Below are 16528 nucleotides of genomic sequence, written 5' to 3'. Positions count from 1 at the left end.
AACGAAATCGATAAATTTGCTACAAAACCAGAAGGAATGAAACAGACTGCTCTTACCAAAACGCACGAGGCCCTTGGAGCCAAAATGGTACCTTTTGCGGGTTACAATATGCCCGTTTCTTACGAGGGTGTGAACATTGAACACGAAACTGTACGCAAAGCTGTCGGGGTGTTCGACGTGTCGCATATGGGTGAGTTTTTAATAGAAGGACCAAAGGCATTGGAACTGATCCAAAAAGTATCCACCAACGACGCTTCAAAATTGACCGTGGGCAAAGCACAATATAGTTGTATGCCCAACGAAACCGGTGGGATTGTGGATGACCTTATTATCTATAGGATCAAAGAAGAAACCTACCTTTTGGTGGTGAATGCAGCAAATATTGAGAAAGATTGGAACCATATCTCCAAATACAATGAGGCCATAGGAGCCGAAATGCGAAATATATCCGACGATTATTCCCTGTTGGCCATCCAAGGACCAAAAGCAGTGGAAGCTATGCAATCGTTGACATCTGTGGATCTTTCTGCCATTAAATTCTACAACTTTGTTGTAGGTGATTTTGCCGGTGTTGAGCATGTTATCATATCGGCCACGGGATATACCGGCTCCGGCGGATTTGAAATTTATTGCAAGAATTCCGAAGTAAAACAAGTTTGGGACAAAGTTTTGGAGGCGGGTGCCGATTTTGGTATAAAACCCATCGGTTTGGCAGCACGAGATACCCTGCGCTTGGAAATGGGCTATTGTCTTTACGGAAACGATATCGACGATACCACTTCTCCTTTTGAAGCCGGATTGGGGTGGATAACCAAGTTTACCAAAGCGTTTGTGAACAGCGAAAATCTTTCCATAGAAAAAACAACAGGATCAAAACGAAAACTGGTAGCTTTTCAAATGGAAGAACGTGGCATACCAAGAGCGGGATACCCTATATTGGATGTGGATGGCAAACAAATAGGAAAAGTAACCTCGGGAACCATGTCCCCTTCCCTTTCCAAAGGAATAGGTCTGGGCTATGTAGTAAAAGAGAATGCTGCATTGGACAGTAAAGTGTTCATCCAGATTAGAATTAACAAGGTACCGGCCACCATTGTAAAACTACCATTCTATAAAAATACGTAAGCAGCTTTTGGATAAAAAAAAGATATTGATACTAGGAGCGAGTGGATTTGTAGGCAATGCTATTTACAAAGAACTCTGCTCCTATTTTGATACTTATGGCACCTATTACACCAATAGTGCCTTTGCCACAAATAAACAATTTTTGAGATATGACCTCGAGGAAGATGATATTTTTCAGATACTGGAGCGTGTACGACCCCATGTTATAGTATCTGCCCTACGCGGTAATTTTCCGGCCCAGATTCAGGCACATCAGCATCTTATGGAATATTTGGTGAAATCTGAAGCCAAACTATATTTTATCTCCTCCGCCAATGTATTCGATGCCTACAGTAAATTCCCATCCTATGAAAATGATAAAACCCTGTCCCTAAGTGTATATGGGCGATTAAAAATCAAAATAGAGAATATGATCATGCGATTACCCAAAGGAAAAGCGGCAATTCTAAGGGTCCCTATGGTTTTTGGAAACACTTCGCCCAGGATAAAGGAGCTCAAGGAGCATTTGGACAGCAAAGAGCCCATAGAGGTGTTTCCGAACCTGATCATTAATGTTACCAACGACGATAGGCTTACCCAACAAATCCATTACCTCATCAACAGGAACAAAACGGGCATCTTCCATTTGGGCAGTAACGACCTCATCCAGCACGAGGAATTCATTAAAGAGGTTATAGCGCATTTGGGAAATTATCACCCTGTTTACAAAAGGGTGTACACCACTAACGAAGATCGTTATCTGGCGGCTTTGCCCAAAGAGAATATCCTTCCCAAAAATCTTCGTATTAGTTGCCAAGAGATTATCGATCATCATTTACCGGTCTAGTTTTCTTTTGGTGGTTTTATTCGCTATCTTTTCTAAAATCCGAATATGAAAACAATGGACCAAAACGAAATTGAACTGGCTTTGAAAGATTTACCGGGATGGATCTTGGAAAATGGAACGATCACAAAAGCATTCACTTTTACCGATTTTAAAGAGGCTTTTGCCGTAATGACAAGAATTGCTTTTGAATGCGAAGCAAAAAACCATCATCCCAACTGGGAAAATGTGTATAACTCCCTTACGATAAAGCTCAGCACACACGATGCGAACGGAATTACCCGAAAGGATATTGACCTGGCACTAACCATCGAAAAAATTGTAAGATAAAGTTGAAAGCAATCAACTTGACAAAGGGGCATTTTTTGTTAAATTTGCCCTCATCCAGAATTTAAGATTTTATGGGAAGAGCGTTCGAGTTTAGAAAAGCACGAAAAATGAAACGTTGGGCAGCCATGTCCAAAGCGTTTACCAGGATTGGTAAAGATATTGTAATGGCCGTTAAGGAAGGTGGCCCCGACCCCGATGCCAATGCAAAGCTCCGTGCCGTAATTCAGAATGCCAAGGCAGTAAACATGCCAAAGGACAACATTGAAAGAGCAATCAAAAGAGCTTCCGATAAAAACCAAGGAGATTACAAAGAGGTCCTTTTTGAAGGGTATGCCCCACATGGCATTGCCATTTTGATCGAGACCGCAACCGACAACAATACCAGAACCGTGGCCAATATCCGCAGTTATTTTAATAAATGTAACGGAAGTTTGGGTACATCTGGCTCTGTTGAGTTTATGTTCGACCATACTTGTAACTTTACCATAAAGTCCGAAGGACTTGACCCGGAAGAATTGGAACTCGAAATGATCGATTTTGGTGCTGAGGAAGTGTTTGTGGACGAAGATGGTATCCACATTTATGCACCTTTCGAAAATTTTGGAGCCATTCAAAAAGAATTGGAATCGCGCGAGATAGAAATAATTTCCTCCGGATTCGACCGTATTCCGCAAGTAACCAAAGAACTTAACGAAGAAGAAGCGGCAGATGTGGAAAAGCTTTTGGAAAAAATCGAGGAAGACGACGATGTACAGAACGTGTTCCACAGCATGAAGGAATAAATTCCAAACATCTTAAAAGCAATAGGGCGCGATTAAAATCGCGCCCTTTTTAGTATGTACAAAGGTGTTCAACTACGAGATGCTCTGTGCCAATTTAAGAATCTTATCGGCCAAAGATTGTATGGCAGCGGCATAGCGCTCGTCCCACTCTTCCAACCTTTCGGAAGAAGTCAAGGAAATCTCATATTCCAAACCTGGTAACATCCAGGATGCGTAGCCGCTAAAAGGGTCCGTGGATGCATATATCGACTTAAACCAAGAGCCATAGTACATGCCCTTTTCATCAATAAAGCTTTTTTCCAAAGCCAACAATTGCTTGTTGATACTTTTAATTTCTTTTTTGGACAACGTACCGGATACCAAAACATCGGATAGGGCTTTGTCCAAAATTTCAGTGTTATTATCCAACACCTTAATAGATGCTTCAACTTTACCGAAGCCCTTAAATTCTGTATCGAATGTCTTGATCTTTTTAACAGCGTTGGCAAAATGTCCTTTTAAATCAGTGGAATATCTTTTCACGTCATACGGAATAACTTCTGCATTGGCCAATCTCAGAGCCATTAAACCTGCGAACTGCTCTATGGTACCTCCCATTTTAAACTCTGGATCTGCAAAGGTTTTATAATAGTGAAAACTATCGTAATTCGTGTGATAAAGTGTTGGTCCTCCTGCTCCTCCACTAACGGATGGAACACCTACGTGCATATAAAATCCGATATGATCGGAACCTCCTCCCAAGTTTCCAATACGAGGCTCCTCTTTATCGCCCCTCCATTGATCATAGAGTGTTTTATCAGTGTAGGGATAATTTACTTTTTTGGACATTTGGGTAACCAGATTCTTTAATGTCGGAGAAGATGAGGCCCCGAAATTTTTACCGGAAACACCACCGTCAAAATTGAGATAGGCTACAGCCTTAGCACCAAGTTCGTCCCTTAATTGTTCTACCCATTCCGATGATCCGATCACTCCATGCTCTTCCGCATCCCAATGGGCAATAAGAATGGATCTTTTGGGGGCCATACCCTTTTTAACAAGTTTACCAATGGATTCGCTCAAGCCCAACAGCATGGCCGTACCACTGTTAGGATCTGTAGCGCCAAAAGCCCAAGCATCGTAATGGCAACCAAGAATAATCCACTCGTCCGGGTATTCGGTTCCTTTAAAAGTACCTACCACATTGCTTACTCGAACAAACTCTTTGGGCTGATCTACTTTTACACGTACCGTGAGCCCATCTCCCCCTTCTAACCTATATGTAAAGGGTAATCCTCCCTGCCAAGCATTGGGAACAGGTTTTCCCTGCATCCTGCCCAATATTTCCTTTGCCGAACCATAGGGCAATGGCAACACCGGAATGGTATGCAGATTCGTTTCGGAGGGGTCCAACCGATCGACCTTCTTTTTGCCATCCAATGGCAATGCAGGTTCAAATGGGGTCAAAGGATCGCCCTGATAATCCAATGTCAGTACGGAGCCCCTCTGAATGCCGCTCTCGTTATAATTATGTCCGTTGGGGTATACAAGGCCTTTCATATAACCACTATCTTCTGGGTCGGTGTACATAATAAGTCCTGCAGCACCGTACTGTTCGGCAAACTTGGCCTTGTAACCGCGGAAATTACGACCGTAACGGGCAATAACAATTTTGCCCTTTACATTGATTCCCATCTCCTCCAACTTTTCAAAATCCTCTTTGGTTCCATAATTGGCATATACTACGGTAGAAGTAACATCGCCACTACCGGAATAGGCGTTCCATCCCTTTTCCAAGGTAGGATCCGAGGAAAACTTGTCCTCTGCCAAGATATCCTCTTGTTGATTTAGTGGCATACGCAACGGTGTCACCAATTCCACCGCGGAACTTCCACCTGTTGTGGTCATGTAAATATCATAGGGATATAACTTTACGTCCATTCCCGCATTTTCCATCACACCCGCCATGTATGCCGCGACTTTCTCATTGGCAGCTGTTCCTGCCACGTGGGGCCGTTCCGTTAATGTTTTTAGATGTTCCCTAAATTTTGGATAATCCACTTGGCTTTTAAAGGTCTCCTCCAATTTTTCTTGCTCCTGTAATGAGGCTGGTGTATATCCTTGCCAGTCTTGTGCCGAAATAATTGAAGTGGACATTAAACTGGCCGCTACAAATAGTTTAAAGCAATTTTTAGTTGAGTTTTTTTGAATCATAATTTGATTGGTTATTAGTTGCCTAAATATAAGATATTTCGGCGTCTAAGTCCACCCTCGACCCAAGCTATCTTCGGCTCGTGTTACCATCAAAAATCTTTTTTCGATTTAAGTAGTGGAACCGCATATTTAATGATGATGAATATAAAGTTGACAGGACACTTAAAAGCTATATTCGCGTACTTTTCCTGTTACGCCTTGGTAGAAGGCGTGAATTTTATCGAAATCCTTTTCTTGATCAGTAGTCGTAAAAAATGGTCGACCTATTTTGATTTCCTTTTTTCCAAAGTCAAAGGCAACCATTACAATAGGTACCTTGGCCTTTTTTGCAATATGATAAAATCCGGTTTTTAACTGGGCGACTTTTTTTCGTGTGCCCTCCGGTGCCAGTGCAAACCTGAAGACCTTTCGTTCATTAAAAACCTGAACAATGCTGTCCACGGTATTGGAATTTTTGGAACGATCTACCGGCGCACCTCCGGTCCACCTAAAAAACCATCCGAAAGGCGGTTTGAACAGACTCTTTTTTCCGATATAATTGATTTCTTGGTTTATTACCTTTCTGATCAACAAGCCCAAAAAGAAATCCAACCAATGGGTATGTGGAACCACAATTACAACGCATTTATCCACTTGGGGAAAAGAACCGTTGAGTTTCCATCCCAAAATTTTAAAATATATGAATTTGGCAAGCCTTTGCATGGGCTTCATGTTATTTGTCCATAATCAGATCCGGAACAAATTTTAGATTTTTTGATACAATGCCCGTAACCGTTCCGGGGTCATGATGTTTTTCCAATTCTTGCCCAGTGCATTTTCCCAAAGGGGTTCCAATCCCATCGCAACATTCACCATCACATCAAAATCGTTTTGGGTAAGGTCGGCACAAACACCTTGTGGCAGTGTAATATTGTGTTTATCCATCATTTTATTGAACAGTTGTACCCCTTCCGGATAAAATTCCTCCAGATGCTGGAAAACCAAACAGTTTCCTATACCGTGCTTAACCCCCAATAAATAAGAAAGTCCGTAGCTCATGGCATGCGCAACACCTACTTGAGAGTAGGCAATACTCATTCCCCCATGCCAAGATGCCATCATTAATTTATCCCTTGATTCTTCGGAGGGAATGTCGTTCAGGTACACTTCCAGACAAAGTTCCATGGCCTTTTCCCCATAACTTTGGCTAAAGGCGTTTAAATATGTTCCGGTCAAAGATTCCACACAGTGAATAAAACAATCCATTCCCGTATAAAACCATTGCTCCTTGGGAACACTTTTGGTGAAATCCGGATCTAAAATAACTTGGTCGAAGGTTGTATAGTCTGAATTTATCCCCAGTTTTTTTTCCGGTCCCAGTAATACTGTGGTTCGGGACACTTCTGCTCCGGTCCCACTTATGGTAGGTATCCCAACATGATAAAGTGCGGGGTGGCCCACTAAATCCCATCCTTGATAATCTTTGGCCAATCCTTTGTTGTTCAGTAGTATGGAAACGGCTTTTGCCAAATCCAAAAGGGTACCTCCGCCTATACCGATTATACCGGAGGGCGCCTCTTCATATTTTTGACGTATTTGGGAAACCAACGCATCAACTTGAGCGGTTTTGGGTTCTTCTTCTGCAGAAATAAATATAACCTCGTCGTTGAACAACAGGGGCAAAGTTGACAGGAACTCACTATTTTCGAAATAATCGTCGACCAAAAATATAAACGGTGCTTCCGAACTTGTTCGCTTGGGCAACAAAACATCTCCCAATTGCGAAAAGCTTCCCGCCCCAAAGATTACCTTCGGCACCATTGGAAAGTTCTTGTACATAGTTTTACGGGTCGATGAGGTTTGTTGATTTTTCAAGTTGTTCTCTGTCTTCATTAATTATCCAAATACTTCAAAATATCTTTGATGTTGTTTAATTTGAGATGGTTGTTCACCATTTCATCTTCGGCTACCATCTCGTGTGCCCAAGTGGTGTGAAAAGGCACGTGCACGGCCTTTGCTCCTATATTGAGAATAGGAAGGACATCTGATTTCAATGAATTTCCGATCATTAAAAATTCGTTGACATCTATATTCAAATGCTCCAACAAATTACTATAATTATTTTCTTTTTTGTCGCTAAGCACTTCTACATGATGAAAATACTTGGAAAGCCCGGACTTGTCCAATTTTCGTTCCTGGTCCAATAGATCACCTTTGGTGAGTACTATCAACCTATACTTTCCGGCCAATTTGGATAGCACTTCCTCTACTCCGTCCAGCAATTCCACCGGGTGTGCAATCATCTTTTTTCCAAGGTTCAAAATCTCGGAAATGGTCTGTTGCGGCACTTTATTGTTGGAGAGGTCCAGTGCGGATTCTATCATGGAGAGCATAAACCCCTTTATCCCATAGCCATAGCTTTCCAAGTTGGCCATTTCCATCTTGAACAGTTCTTGGTCTATCTTGTTTTTGGTCTCATAGCCGTCCAATAGTTCCGCAAATTTTTCTTCGGTATCCCTAAAATAGGTTTCGTTAACCCAAAGGGTGTCATCTGCATCAAATCCTATTACTTTTATGTTGGAGAAATCTACTTCCATACCTTTCTAGCTCTTTCCAAATCTTCAGGTGTATCTATTTCGATGCCTGTCACGTTGGTTTCTACCATTTTTATTTTTTTTCCATACTCCAAAAAACGTATGGCCTCAATTTTTTCTTTCGCCTCGAGGGGCAACATTTTCAGCCTTTGAAAATCCATTAGGGCCCTTTTTCTAAAAACATACACACCTTTATGTTTATAGTAGGTCGCATCCACTTCCTTATCTCTTGGATAGGGAATGGGAGAACGGGAAAAATAGAGCGCAAAACCTTGATTGTCCACAACCACCTTAACCGTATTGGGATTGGATATTTCTTCCCAATCCGTAATGGGTGTCATCAAGGAGCCAAGGTCGATTTCTTTTTCTTCATCATTTTTGAAGACCTTTATGATCTTCGCCAAGCTATCTGCATCAATAAATGGTTCGTCTCCCTGCACATTGATCACAATGTCCACCTCCATATTCTCCACGGCTTCCGCTATTCTATCGCTACCACTCTCATGAGTTTTTTTGCTCATGATCACATTTCCGCCTATGTTTTCTATCACTTCAGAAATGATAGGGCTGTCCGTCACAACGTATACTTCATCAAAAAGACCTGTGTTTACAGCTGCTTCGTATGTGCGCACAATTACGGGCTTACCCCCAAGGTCCTGCATTAGTTTGGCAGGAAACCTTGATGCTTGATAGCGGGCGGGTATCATTGATATTATTTTCACTACTATTTATATATGATTGGATGTTATCTTTTGGGTCTGAGCTTCCTGTAGATCCTGAATATGATCAATAATATGATAATTACAAGAATGGCGGCTATGGGCGGCACTAAGATCGATGCAGTACTTACTGCAACGGCGGTCCCGGTCTCCACCGTGGACACCAATGGGTTGGCCAAGCCTCCCGTTGTTCCGCTAGATGCCAGTCTGCCGGCCGCATTTGCCCCTTTGATCATAGTTGCGGTCCCACCACCTGCAATAATGGCCAAAGACCAGGTGACCACAGGGTCTAAATTGGCAGCAGTAGAAACTACAACTGCGGTACCTGCAATCCCTGCCAAAGGTATGGCTAGACTATCCAAGGCATTGTCCACCCATGGAATAAAATAGGCAAATATCTCTACAATTGTGGCAACCCCCAAGGTTATCAATGCTGTTAGACTACCTATCCATTGCCAGCTTTCGTTGAGTTCCCATACCCCTAAATATGCCGCAAAACTTAGAGCAAAAAGTGGTAAAAAAACACGGAAGCCCACGGAAGCCGCTAAACCAATCCCTAGGAACAAACTTATTAATGTATCTGGTTCTATATTCATGCCGATGTCTAAAATAGGATATTCCTAGTCAAGAAAAAAATCATCCTTAAAACCTATAAGGTATAATTTTCTTTCGGCCCTGGTAACTGCAGTATACAACCATCTCAAATAATCTTTATCCACCCCATTGGGCAAGTAAGGTTGTTCAACAAAAACGGTATCCCATTGCCCTCCTTGTGATTTATGGCAAGTAATTGCATAAGAAAATTTTACCTGTAGCGCATTGAAGAACTTATTGTTCTTTACCCCTAGAAATTTTTTGTATTTGGATTTTTCGTGGGCGTAGTCCTTCATTACTTCTTGGTAAAGTCTATTGCCGTCTTCGTAAGATAAGGATGGTGTTTCGGCCGTTATAGTGTCCAGTAAAAGAACAGTTTCAAAGGGTTTCTGATTGGGATAATCCACCATTTTTACTTTTACCTCGGCAAACTTGAACCCATAAAGTTCTTTGATCGCAAACAGCTCCAGTACTTCGATTATATCCCCATTGGCTATAAAACCAGCCTCGGAGTTTGGTTTTAGCCAAAAGTAATTGTTCTTGACCACCATCATATAATCGCCTACCGAAATCTCGTTGTCAAGAAAAAGAATACGTTCCCTAATATTTTGGTTGTATAGGTTGGCCCTTTTGTTGGAGCGAACTATGATCGCCGTCTGTTCTTTTCCGTTCTCACTGTAAGAGGAATCAATGGCCTCCTGTATCTCGTTCCCTTCCAACAGGCGCACTATATCCGTGTATGTGCCCAATTCAAACTTGAAGCCGTCAAAAAAATCCGACTGTAGTTGCTCCCTCAGATTGGTTGCATTGTATAGGATTCCGGAGTCATCAGCTTGGCGCATGACTTCGTTCAATTCCAAACACGCTACTTCCTTATTATAGTTTAAGGACAAACGATCTTCATCAAGGGCAGGGCTGAGTTCCAATTTTACAGGGGGCAACTGTGCGGTATCCCCGATCAATATTAATTTACAGTTATGACCAGAGTGAACATAATGCATAAGATCGTCCAACAAGGAGCCGTTCTCGAACAATTTGGAATCGGCTGGCGAGTCCGGAATCATGGATGCCTCGTCTACAATAAAAATCGTATTCCTGTGCTTGTTCGGAGCTAACACAAATTGGATTCCTCCACCGGTTTGTTTTTTGGGGAAATATATTTTTTTGTGGATGGTGTAAGCTGTATTGCCCGAATAAACCGACATAACTTTTGCTGCCCGTCCTGTCGGCGCCATTAAAACAGCACTCATTTTAACCTTCCATAAACTACTCACCAAGGTAGCGATCAAGGTAGTTTTTCCCGTTCCAGCGAACCCTTTTAAAAGGAAGAGCTCATCCTTTTTTCCATCTAACACAAAGTTAGACAGCTTTTTAAGTGCCAGACCTTGTTTTATGGTAGGTTCGTGCGGAAATTTTTCGTTTAAAATCTTTAAAAATCCTGGTGCGGTAAAATCGTTCATGAGCGCTAAATATAGGGCGCTCTTTTTTAAAGCAAAAAGTTTCGCAATTAAAAAAATATTGTAGATTTGTCTGTAACCACTAAATTAACTTTGAAAGACAGTATCAGATATGTTAAATTTAATTCTTATTGTTGTAATCATATGCCTTGTGACCATAGGGCTTGTATTTTTGATCGATAGATTTTTACCTCAAAAAATAAAGCCGGTACTAGTAATTCTTTTCGGTATTCTAAGTATCTTCCTAGGTTTCAAGATTTACGATTCTATCAACGCCCCCATTGAGTTCAATAAGGTAAGGAACGAAAGGTTCTCAAAAGTGATCGACAAGCTTAAGGACATTAGAGATTCCCAAGAAGCGTACAAAACAGTAAACGGTAAATATGCAGGTGATTTTGAGAGCTTGATCAAGTTTATTGACACTGGGAGCTATACCATTACCACGCAAAGGGACTCGTCTTTTATGAGATATGACCGATCCTATCAAATTGATATGCAACAAGATACAATCATCATCGATACATTGGGCACTGTTAAGGTCAAAGATTCCCTATTTGGTGCGGACACCCGCTACAAAAACATGATGGATGTTCCTTTTGCCCAAAACAACGAAAAGTTTGAAATGAAAGCTGATATTATCGACAAGAGCGGATACAAAGCTCCGGTTTTTGAAGCTAAAGTAAAAAAGAACGTTGTTCTATACGATCAACCGCAAGATTTGGTAGAAAAGGAGAACTCTTACCAAAGTGTGGAAGAAGTAAATGGTACAGAAATTAAAGTTGGTTCCCTAACAGATGTAAGTACCAATGGTAATTGGCCCCCTATTTACGATAGGAAAAAGAATAACTAGTTATAGTACAGAAAGAAACAAATAAGACCTATAGAAAATTGTCCATTCAAGCTGGCTTGAATGGACTTTCTTTTTGTGTAATGGATACCATTACAAATAAAATTCTTGCTTTTGAGCGACAAAGTTTTAAAACTCAGCTCACCCCCTACCTCGTTCTAAAAGAGTTGAAAGAAAAACTTAGCAATCAGGAAGAAATTGGGCAAAATTTTTCCGAAGTAATGGTAATACACAAGAACAGTATGTTCAGCTTGGTGCCCAAGCCCATATTTAATGAAGGGGAACTCCCAAACTACCTTAAGTTCAATGCCAAAATTATGGCAAACGACCTTATCGCGTACGATGAAGTCCCAAATCAGGATATCATTAATGTGTATATTCCCTATACCAATATCAACAACTATATTTTTGAGCTTTTTGGAGAATTTGAGTTCAAGCATAGCGGAACGGTTCTCATCAATACCTTGCTCAACCAAAACAGACCTTCTTCCGAACCCATCTGTTATGTTCAGATTGCTGAGCGAGAAATGGAGGTAATGGTAATCTCCAACAAAAAACTGTTGTTCTACAATCAGTTCGAGTACAGCACCAAAGAGGACTTTTTGTACTACCTTTTATTCAGTTTGGAGCAATTACAAATGGATTTGGAAAAAGTGCAGCTCAAACTCTTCGGGACCATAGAAGAAGGAGACCCTATTTACGACCTTTGCTACCAGTACATTAAAAACATTTCCGTATTTGTGCCCGGCAATACGGTTTTTCCTGTAGACCAACTGGAGAACGAGAGTATAGATTTTTCCATTTTAAGTTCTCTCTAAATGAGGATCATATCCGGTAAATACAAAGGGAAGCGCCTCACTGCGCCGAAAAAATTACCTGTTCGCCCAACTACCGACATGGCCAAAGAAGCACTGTTCAACATTTTGAACAATAGGTTTTATTTTGATGAGCTAAATGTGCTCGATCTATTCTCCGGTACAGGCAACATAAGTTATGAGTTTGCCTCCAGGGGATGCAAAAAGATAACTGCCGTGGACGGACATCAAGGGTGCGTCCGTTATATTGCCCGAACAACACAAGAGCTGGATTTTTCCATCGCTACCTTAAAATCCGATGTATATAAATTTTTACAGGCCACTCCAGAAAAGTTCAACCTTATTTTTGCCGACCCACCGTATGATTTTGATAAGGGGCAGTTTTTAAAAATCGCCGACCTGGTTTTTGACAATGGACTATTGCTCGAAGACGGTCTCCTTATTATTGAGCATTCCGAACAAACAACTCTTTCCGAGCACCCCAAATTCACGGAGCAGAGAAAATATGGCGGAAGTATTTTCAGTTTTTTTGAAGCTCAATAAAAAGCAGGCCATAAGCCGGATTCTGTAGACCCCAAATCAATGTAGGGAGCTCCTTATCATTTATCTAGACAAATGGTTGCCCAAGTGTTCCAACCGCCTACCCTCCAACTCGAGCGTGCAGCCCTCAAGTGTTGGTTTACATGACGTTTCACCGCATAGAGTTTGCCGATTTCACTACAGCCGAACTGTACTTGCTTTCTGTTGCACTGGTCCTCGTCTTACAACGGACGGGCGTTACCCGCTATGCCGCACTTTGGTGTCCGGACTTTCCTCTCCAAGCTTGGTTGCCCGTACTTGCAGCGATAAGGTGGCCTGCTGTTTACAAAGGTAGTTCAATTGTTAATAAAAAACAGCTTAACTGTGCTCGAGCAGTCCACTTTGCCCGATCCTATTTTTATATTTGTATTAATTCTATTTTCCCAGCATTGGAACCATTTATAGTATCAGCTAGAAAATATAGACCGCAAACCTTTAAGGATGTGGTGGGGCAGTCCTCCATCACAAATACCTTAATGAACGCCATTGAAAACGATCATTTGGCGCAAGCATTATTATTTTGTGGACCAAGAGGCGTTGGCAAAACCACTTGCGCCCGTATTTTGGCAAAAAAGATAAACCAAGATGGTACAGAAAAGGAGGATGAAGATTTTGCCTTCAATATTTTTGAGTTGGATGCAGCTTCCAACAACTCCGTGGATGACATCCGTAGTTTAATTGATCAGGTACGCATTCCTCCACAAACGGGCAAGTACAAAGTGTATATTATTGATGAGGTGCATATGCTCTCACAATCTGCATTCAATGCTTTTTTGAAGACTTTGGAGGAACCGCCTAAGCATGCTATTTTTATTCTGGCGACCACCGAAAAACACAAAATTATCCCTACCATATTATCGCGTTGCCAAATCTTCGATTTTAAACGGATCACGGTAAAAGATGCAGCGGAATACCTTAAGCACATTGCCGAACAACAAGGTATACAGGCAGAAGAAAGTGCTTTACATATTATTGCCCAAAAAGCAGATGGGGCCATGCGCGATGCCCTCTCCATTTTTGATAGGGTGGTCAGCTTCTCTGGAAAGGAACTTACCCGTAAGGCGGTCACGGAAAACCTGAATGTCCTTGATTATGATATTTATTTTTCCGCAACAGATTTAATTCTAGAAAACAATATTCCAGAACTTTTGATCTTGTTCAACAGAACCCTTTCCCTTGGGTTCGATGGCCATCATTTTATAAGTGGCCTTGCATCCCACTTTAGAGACCTATTGGTTTGTCAGCATCCGGACACTTTACATCTTATGGAGGTTGGAGACGATGTTAAGCAACAATACCAAGATCAGGCAAAAAAAGTTACCAAAGATTTTCTTTTAAAGGCCATAGACCTTGCCAATGATTGCGACCTAAAGTATAAGAGCAGTAAAAATCAACGTTTATTGGTAGAACTAACCCTTATGAAATTAGCATCCATCACCTACGATGGAGAAAAAAAAAACTCTAATTTCATAATTCCGGCATCACGGTTTACCACACAATCCACGCCCAAAACCAGCGACACGCAGGCAGGTCAAGCCAAAGTTCAGACTATAGCTTCCTCGGTGGAAAAGAAAGTCCAACCATCAACGACAGAGGTTAGAACCGTCGAAGAGAAAGTTCCTATGCCCCAACAGGCAGAAACAAAAAAAATCGACTCCCCAAAAGAGGATAACCCGACTCAAAAAATAAACATTAAAAGTCCTAAAAAACGTGTTTCGGGACTTTCGCTGTCCAGTATCAAAATAAAAAAAGAGCACGAGAACATTAAATCCCCAACAGTAAACGAGGAGGATTTACCACACGATACGTTTTTAGAGGTGGACATGCAAAAACATTGGGACGATTTTGTGCAACAGTTGGAAAAACAAGGCCGAAAAATATTGGCTAGCAACCTTCAAACAGATGTTCCCAAAATGAAGAACGAAAATACGATTTGGATCGAGCTTCCCAACAGCACCATGAAAAAGGAAATTGAACGGGAACAAAGTCTGATGCTGGATTACCTTAAACAAAAGTTGAACAATTATTCAATTTCACTCCATATTACGGTGAACGAGGAAGTTGCGAAAAAATTTGCCTTTACCCCAGAGGAGAAATATGAAAAATTGAAGGAGAAAAATCCAAACATCGAACTCCTTCGCAAAGAGTTCGACCTTGATTTTTAAACATACCGCACAATACTTTTATCTTTGTATCCATAAATTTAAAACTGATACATGTTAGGCCTAAAACTACCAACGGACCCACGATGGGTGAACATTGTTGAAAAGAACATCGAAGAAATTTTGACAGATCATGCCTATTGCGAGCAAAAAGCGGCAAGTACCGCTATTTCCCTGATCATTGGTTTTCCAGAAAAGTCGGAATTGGTAAAGGAAATGACGGCCCTCGCCCGTGAGGAGATGGGGCATTTTAACATGGTCCATGATAAAATTATACAGCGGGGATGGGTATTGGGCCGTGAACGCAAGGATGAGTACGTTATAGAACTCATGAAGTTTTTCCCAAAAGGTGGAAGCAGGGAAACACATTTGGTACACAAACTCTTGTATGCTGCATTGATAGAGGCTCGTAGTTGCGAACGTTTTAGATTGCTATCAGAAGAGATTAACGACGAAGAACTGTCCGAGTTTTATCGCAACTTAATGGTAAGTGAAGCCAATCACTACACCATGTTTTTAAGGTTTGCGCGCAAATACGGAAATCGAGAGGAAGTCGATCAAAAATGGGAAGCGCTGTTGGAACAAGAAGCTCAATTAATGAAAGACCTCGGCAAAAAGGAAACCATGCACGGTTAATCCTCTTTATGGTACAAAGTTTTGATCATACCATCGGCAAGACCAATTTTTGGAACAAGAATTTTTTTGGCCTTGCTCCACTTTGCTGCGTTTAAGAATATTTTGGTCGCGGGTATAATTACATCTGCACGGTCTTGATTTAGGCCAAGTTCCGAAATCCTGTCTTCGTAGGCCATACTGTCCAAAAAATGGTATTGGGCATTCAACCAAATATAGGAAAGGGGCTGACCGACCTTTCTACCGGACATTTTGTGCAATTTATTTATGTTTCCGCCAGAACCAATAATTTCGACGGTGGCATCCGAAGGGAGATTGGATTTGATCCAGGTTTTTATCTCGTCCCAAACTGCATCATTCACCAAATTGTTTAAAATCCGGAGCGTACCTATTTTAAATGATTTGGAAAAAATAGGCAACCCCTTGTCGATTATAGTAAATTCCGTACTGCCGCCCCCTACATCCACATACAGGTAGAGCCTATCATTTTTAATAATATCCTTAAGATCGGTCGAAGCAATGATCGATGCTTCCTCTTTACCATCGATGATCTGAATATCGACCCCCGATCCCTTTCTTACCCTAGTTATTACCTGCTTCCCGTTTTTGGCTTCCCTAAGTGCCGAAGTGGCACAGGCCATGTATTTTTCCACACCATAAACGTCCATTAAAAGTTTAAAGGACTGCATGGTCTTTACCAATCGATCAAGGTTCCGTTCGGAGATTTCACCGTTCAAAAAGGCATCTTCCCCCAAACGAACCGGCACCCTGACCAATTCACTTTTTTTGAACTTAGTGGGCCTATCTTGGTACTCGATTACATTGTTGATCAACAATCTGACCGCGTTGGAACCAATATCGATAGCTGCAAATTTCTTTATTACCAAATCCAGTGA

Annotated in this window: 17 protein-coding genes and 1 other RNA gene; 9 read left to right on the top strand and 9 right to left on the bottom strand. The window is 41.5% G+C overall.

All coding sequences use genetic code 11. The features are described from left to right. The first annotated feature begins 36 nt into the window (after positions 1 to 36). The 4 genes from gcvT to AB9K32_RS11645 all read left to right on the top strand — a co-directional run bounded on the left by gcvT (position 37) and on the right by AB9K32_RS11645 (position 3060). A complete protein-coding gene (gene gcvT, locus AB9K32_RS11660) occupies positions 37 to 1125 on the top strand; it encodes a glycine cleavage system aminomethyltransferase GcvT (protein WP_369885257.1) in 1089 nt (362 codons plus the stop codon). A 7-nt stretch (positions 1126 to 1132) separates the two neighbouring features. Next, entirely contained in the window at positions 1133 to 1951 is an 819-nt protein-coding gene (locus AB9K32_RS11655) for a sugar nucleotide-binding protein (RefSeq protein ID WP_338194214.1), read from the top strand. 45 nt (positions 1952 to 1996) lie between these two features. Beyond that, positions 1997 to 2278: a 4a-hydroxytetrahydrobiopterin dehydratase gene (locus AB9K32_RS11650; RefSeq protein ID WP_224834858.1), complete on the top strand. Its 282-nt coding sequence runs from the start codon at positions 1997 to 1999 to the stop codon at positions 2276 to 2278. A gap of 71 nt (positions 2279 to 2349) precedes the next feature. Then, the gene (locus tag AB9K32_RS11645) at positions 2350 to 3060 is read left to right on the top strand and encodes a YebC/PmpR family DNA-binding transcriptional regulator (RefSeq protein ID WP_224834859.1); all 711 of its coding nucleotides are present in this window, start codon (positions 2350 to 2352) and stop codon (positions 3058 to 3060) included. Positions 3061 to 3132: 72 nt separating this feature from the next. On the opposite strand, the gene AB9K32_RS11640 is transcribed toward AB9K32_RS11645, so the two are convergent. From AB9K32_RS11640 to AB9K32_RS11610, 7 genes are all read right to left on the bottom strand, one after another. Continuing rightward, entirely contained in the window at positions 3133 to 5253 is a 2121-nt protein-coding gene (locus tag AB9K32_RS11640; RefSeq protein ID WP_369885256.1) for a M28 family peptidase, read from the bottom strand. A gap of 162 nt (positions 5254 to 5415) precedes the next feature. Further along, entirely contained in the window at positions 5416 to 5955 is a 540-nt protein-coding gene (locus AB9K32_RS11635; RefSeq protein WP_224834861.1) for a 1-acyl-sn-glycerol-3-phosphate acyltransferase, read from the bottom strand. A gap of 42 nt (positions 5956 to 5997) precedes the next feature. Next, positions 5998 to 7125 carry an iron-containing alcohol dehydrogenase family protein gene (locus tag AB9K32_RS11630; RefSeq protein WP_369885255.1) on the bottom strand — a complete coding sequence of 376 codons (1128 nt, stop codon included), beginning with the start codon at positions 7123 to 7125 and terminating at the stop codon, positions 5998 to 6000. Next, the gene (locus AB9K32_RS11625) at positions 7125 to 7829 is read right to left on the bottom strand and encodes an HAD family hydrolase (protein WP_224834863.1); all 705 of its coding nucleotides are present in this window, start codon (positions 7827 to 7829) and stop codon (positions 7125 to 7127) included. Before AB9K32_RS11625 ends, AB9K32_RS11630 begins: the two co-directional genes overlap by 1 nt. Then, positions 7820 to 8533 carry a 3-deoxy-manno-octulosonate cytidylyltransferase gene (gene kdsB, locus AB9K32_RS11620; protein WP_369885254.1) on the bottom strand — a complete coding sequence of 238 codons (714 nt, stop codon included), beginning with the start codon at positions 8531 to 8533 and terminating at the stop codon, positions 7820 to 7822. Before kdsB ends, AB9K32_RS11625 begins: the two co-directional genes overlap by 10 nt. Before the next feature lie 38 nt (positions 8534 to 8571). Continuing rightward, the gene (locus AB9K32_RS11615) at positions 8572 to 9141 is read right to left on the bottom strand and encodes a DUF4126 domain-containing protein (protein WP_262902797.1); all 570 of its coding nucleotides are present in this window, start codon (positions 9139 to 9141) and stop codon (positions 8572 to 8574) included. A 24-nt stretch (positions 9142 to 9165) separates the two neighbouring features. Then, positions 9166 to 10599, bottom strand: coding sequence for an ATP-dependent RecD-like DNA helicase (locus tag AB9K32_RS11610; RefSeq protein WP_224834865.1), 1434 nt, complete (start codon positions 10597 to 10599; stop codon positions 9166 to 9168). A gap of 196 nt (positions 10600 to 10795) precedes the next feature. Between AB9K32_RS11610 and AB9K32_RS11605 the strand changes: the two genes are divergently transcribed. The 3 genes from AB9K32_RS11605 to rsmD are packed head-to-tail and all read left to right on the top strand — an operon-like array spanning position 10796 to position 12801. After that, entirely contained in the window at positions 10796 to 11446 is a 651-nt protein-coding gene (locus AB9K32_RS11605) for a hypothetical protein (protein ID WP_369885330.1), read from the top strand. A gap of 2 nt (positions 11447 to 11448) precedes the next feature. Beyond that, positions 11449 to 12261, top strand: a complete 813-nt coding sequence (locus tag AB9K32_RS11600) for a DUF3822 family protein (protein WP_224835646.1) — start codon at positions 11449 to 11451, stop codon at positions 12259 to 12261. Further along, entirely contained in the window at positions 12262 to 12801 is a 540-nt protein-coding gene (gene rsmD / locus AB9K32_RS11595; protein WP_369885253.1) for a 16S rRNA (guanine(966)-N(2))-methyltransferase RsmD, read from the top strand. It abuts the gene before it with no gap. Here the strand turns inward: rsmD and rnpB are convergent. Next, positions 12798 to 13120: RNase P RNA component class A (gene rnpB, locus AB9K32_RS11590), an RNA gene on the bottom strand. The genes rsmD and rnpB overlap by 4 nt on opposite strands. Positions 13121 to 13226: 106 nt before the next feature. Between rnpB and AB9K32_RS11585 the strand changes: the two genes are divergently transcribed. Together AB9K32_RS11585 and AB9K32_RS11580 are read left to right on the top strand one after the other, a co-directional pair. Beyond that, the gene (locus tag AB9K32_RS11585; protein ID WP_293295919.1) at positions 13227 to 15002 is read left to right on the top strand and encodes a DNA polymerase III subunit gamma/tau; all 1776 of its coding nucleotides are present in this window, start codon (positions 13227 to 13229) and stop codon (positions 15000 to 15002) included. Between the two features lie 51 nt (positions 15003 to 15053). Continuing rightward, entirely contained in the window at positions 15054 to 15635 is a 582-nt protein-coding gene (locus AB9K32_RS11580) for a tRNA-(ms[2]io[6]A)-hydroxylase (protein WP_369885252.1), read from the top strand. Here AB9K32_RS11580 and AB9K32_RS11575 read toward each other — a convergent pair. Continuing rightward, positions 15632 to 16519 (bottom strand): Ppx/GppA phosphatase family protein, encoded by an 888-nt coding sequence (locus AB9K32_RS11575; RefSeq protein WP_369885251.1) that lies wholly within the window; start codon positions 16517 to 16519, stop codon positions 15632 to 15634. The genes AB9K32_RS11580 and AB9K32_RS11575 overlap by 4 nt on opposite strands. Positions 16520 to 16528: the final 9 nt, after the last annotated feature.

The sequence above is a fragment of the Allomuricauda sp. XS_ASV26 genome (assembly GCF_041224615.1).
In the GTDB taxonomy this organism is placed as follows: Bacteria; Bacteroidota; Bacteroidia; order Flavobacteriales; family Flavobacteriaceae; genus Flagellimonas; species Flagellimonas alginolytica.
The sequence above is the reverse complement of the archived record's forward strand: the minus strand, read 5'-3'. Positions and strand labels throughout refer to the sequence as shown.

What these genes read in the sequence shown, in the direction of transcription:
- gcvT (WP_369885257.1), top strand. Translation starts at nt 37, where the DNA reads ATGAAACAGACTGCTCTTACCAAAACGCACGAGGCCCTTGGAGCCAAA.
- AB9K32_RS11650 (WP_224834858.1), top strand. Translation starts at nt 1,997, where the DNA reads ATGAAAACAATGGACCAAAACGAAATTGAACTGGCTTTGAAAGATTTA.
- AB9K32_RS11645 (WP_224834859.1), top strand. Translation starts at nt 2,350, where the DNA reads ATGGGAAGAGCGTTCGAGTTTAGAAAAGCACGAAAAATGAAACGTTGG.
- AB9K32_RS11640 (WP_369885256.1), bottom strand. Translation starts at nt 5,253, where the DNA reads ATGATTCAAAAAAACTCAACTAAAAATTGCTTTAAACTATTTGTAGCG.
- AB9K32_RS11635 (WP_224834861.1), bottom strand. Translation starts at nt 5,955, where the DNA reads ATGCAAAGGCTTGCCAAATTCATATATTTTAAAATTTTGGGATGGAAA.
- AB9K32_RS11630 (WP_369885255.1), bottom strand. Translation starts at nt 7,125, where the DNA reads ATGAAGACAGAGAACAACTTGAAAAATCAACAAACCTCATCGACCCGT.
- AB9K32_RS11625 (WP_224834863.1), bottom strand. Translation starts at nt 7,829, where the DNA reads ATGGAAGTAGATTTCTCCAACATAAAAGTAATAGGATTTGATGCAGAT.
- kdsB (WP_369885254.1), bottom strand. Translation starts at nt 8,533, where the DNA reads ATGATACCCGCCCGCTATCAAGCATCAAGGTTTCCTGCCAAACTAATG.
- AB9K32_RS11615 (WP_262902797.1), bottom strand. Translation starts at nt 9,141, where the DNA reads ATGAATATAGAACCAGATACATTAATAAGTTTGTTCCTAGGGATTGGT.
- AB9K32_RS11610 (WP_224834865.1), bottom strand. Translation starts at nt 10,599, where the DNA reads ATGAACGATTTTACCGCACCAGGATTTTTAAAGATTTTAAACGAAAAA.
- rsmD (WP_369885253.1), top strand. Translation starts at nt 12,262, where the DNA reads ATGAGGATCATATCCGGTAAATACAAAGGGAAGCGCCTCACTGCGCCG.
- AB9K32_RS11580 (WP_369885252.1), top strand. Translation starts at nt 15,054, where the DNA reads ATGTTAGGCCTAAAACTACCAACGGACCCACGATGGGTGAACATTGTT.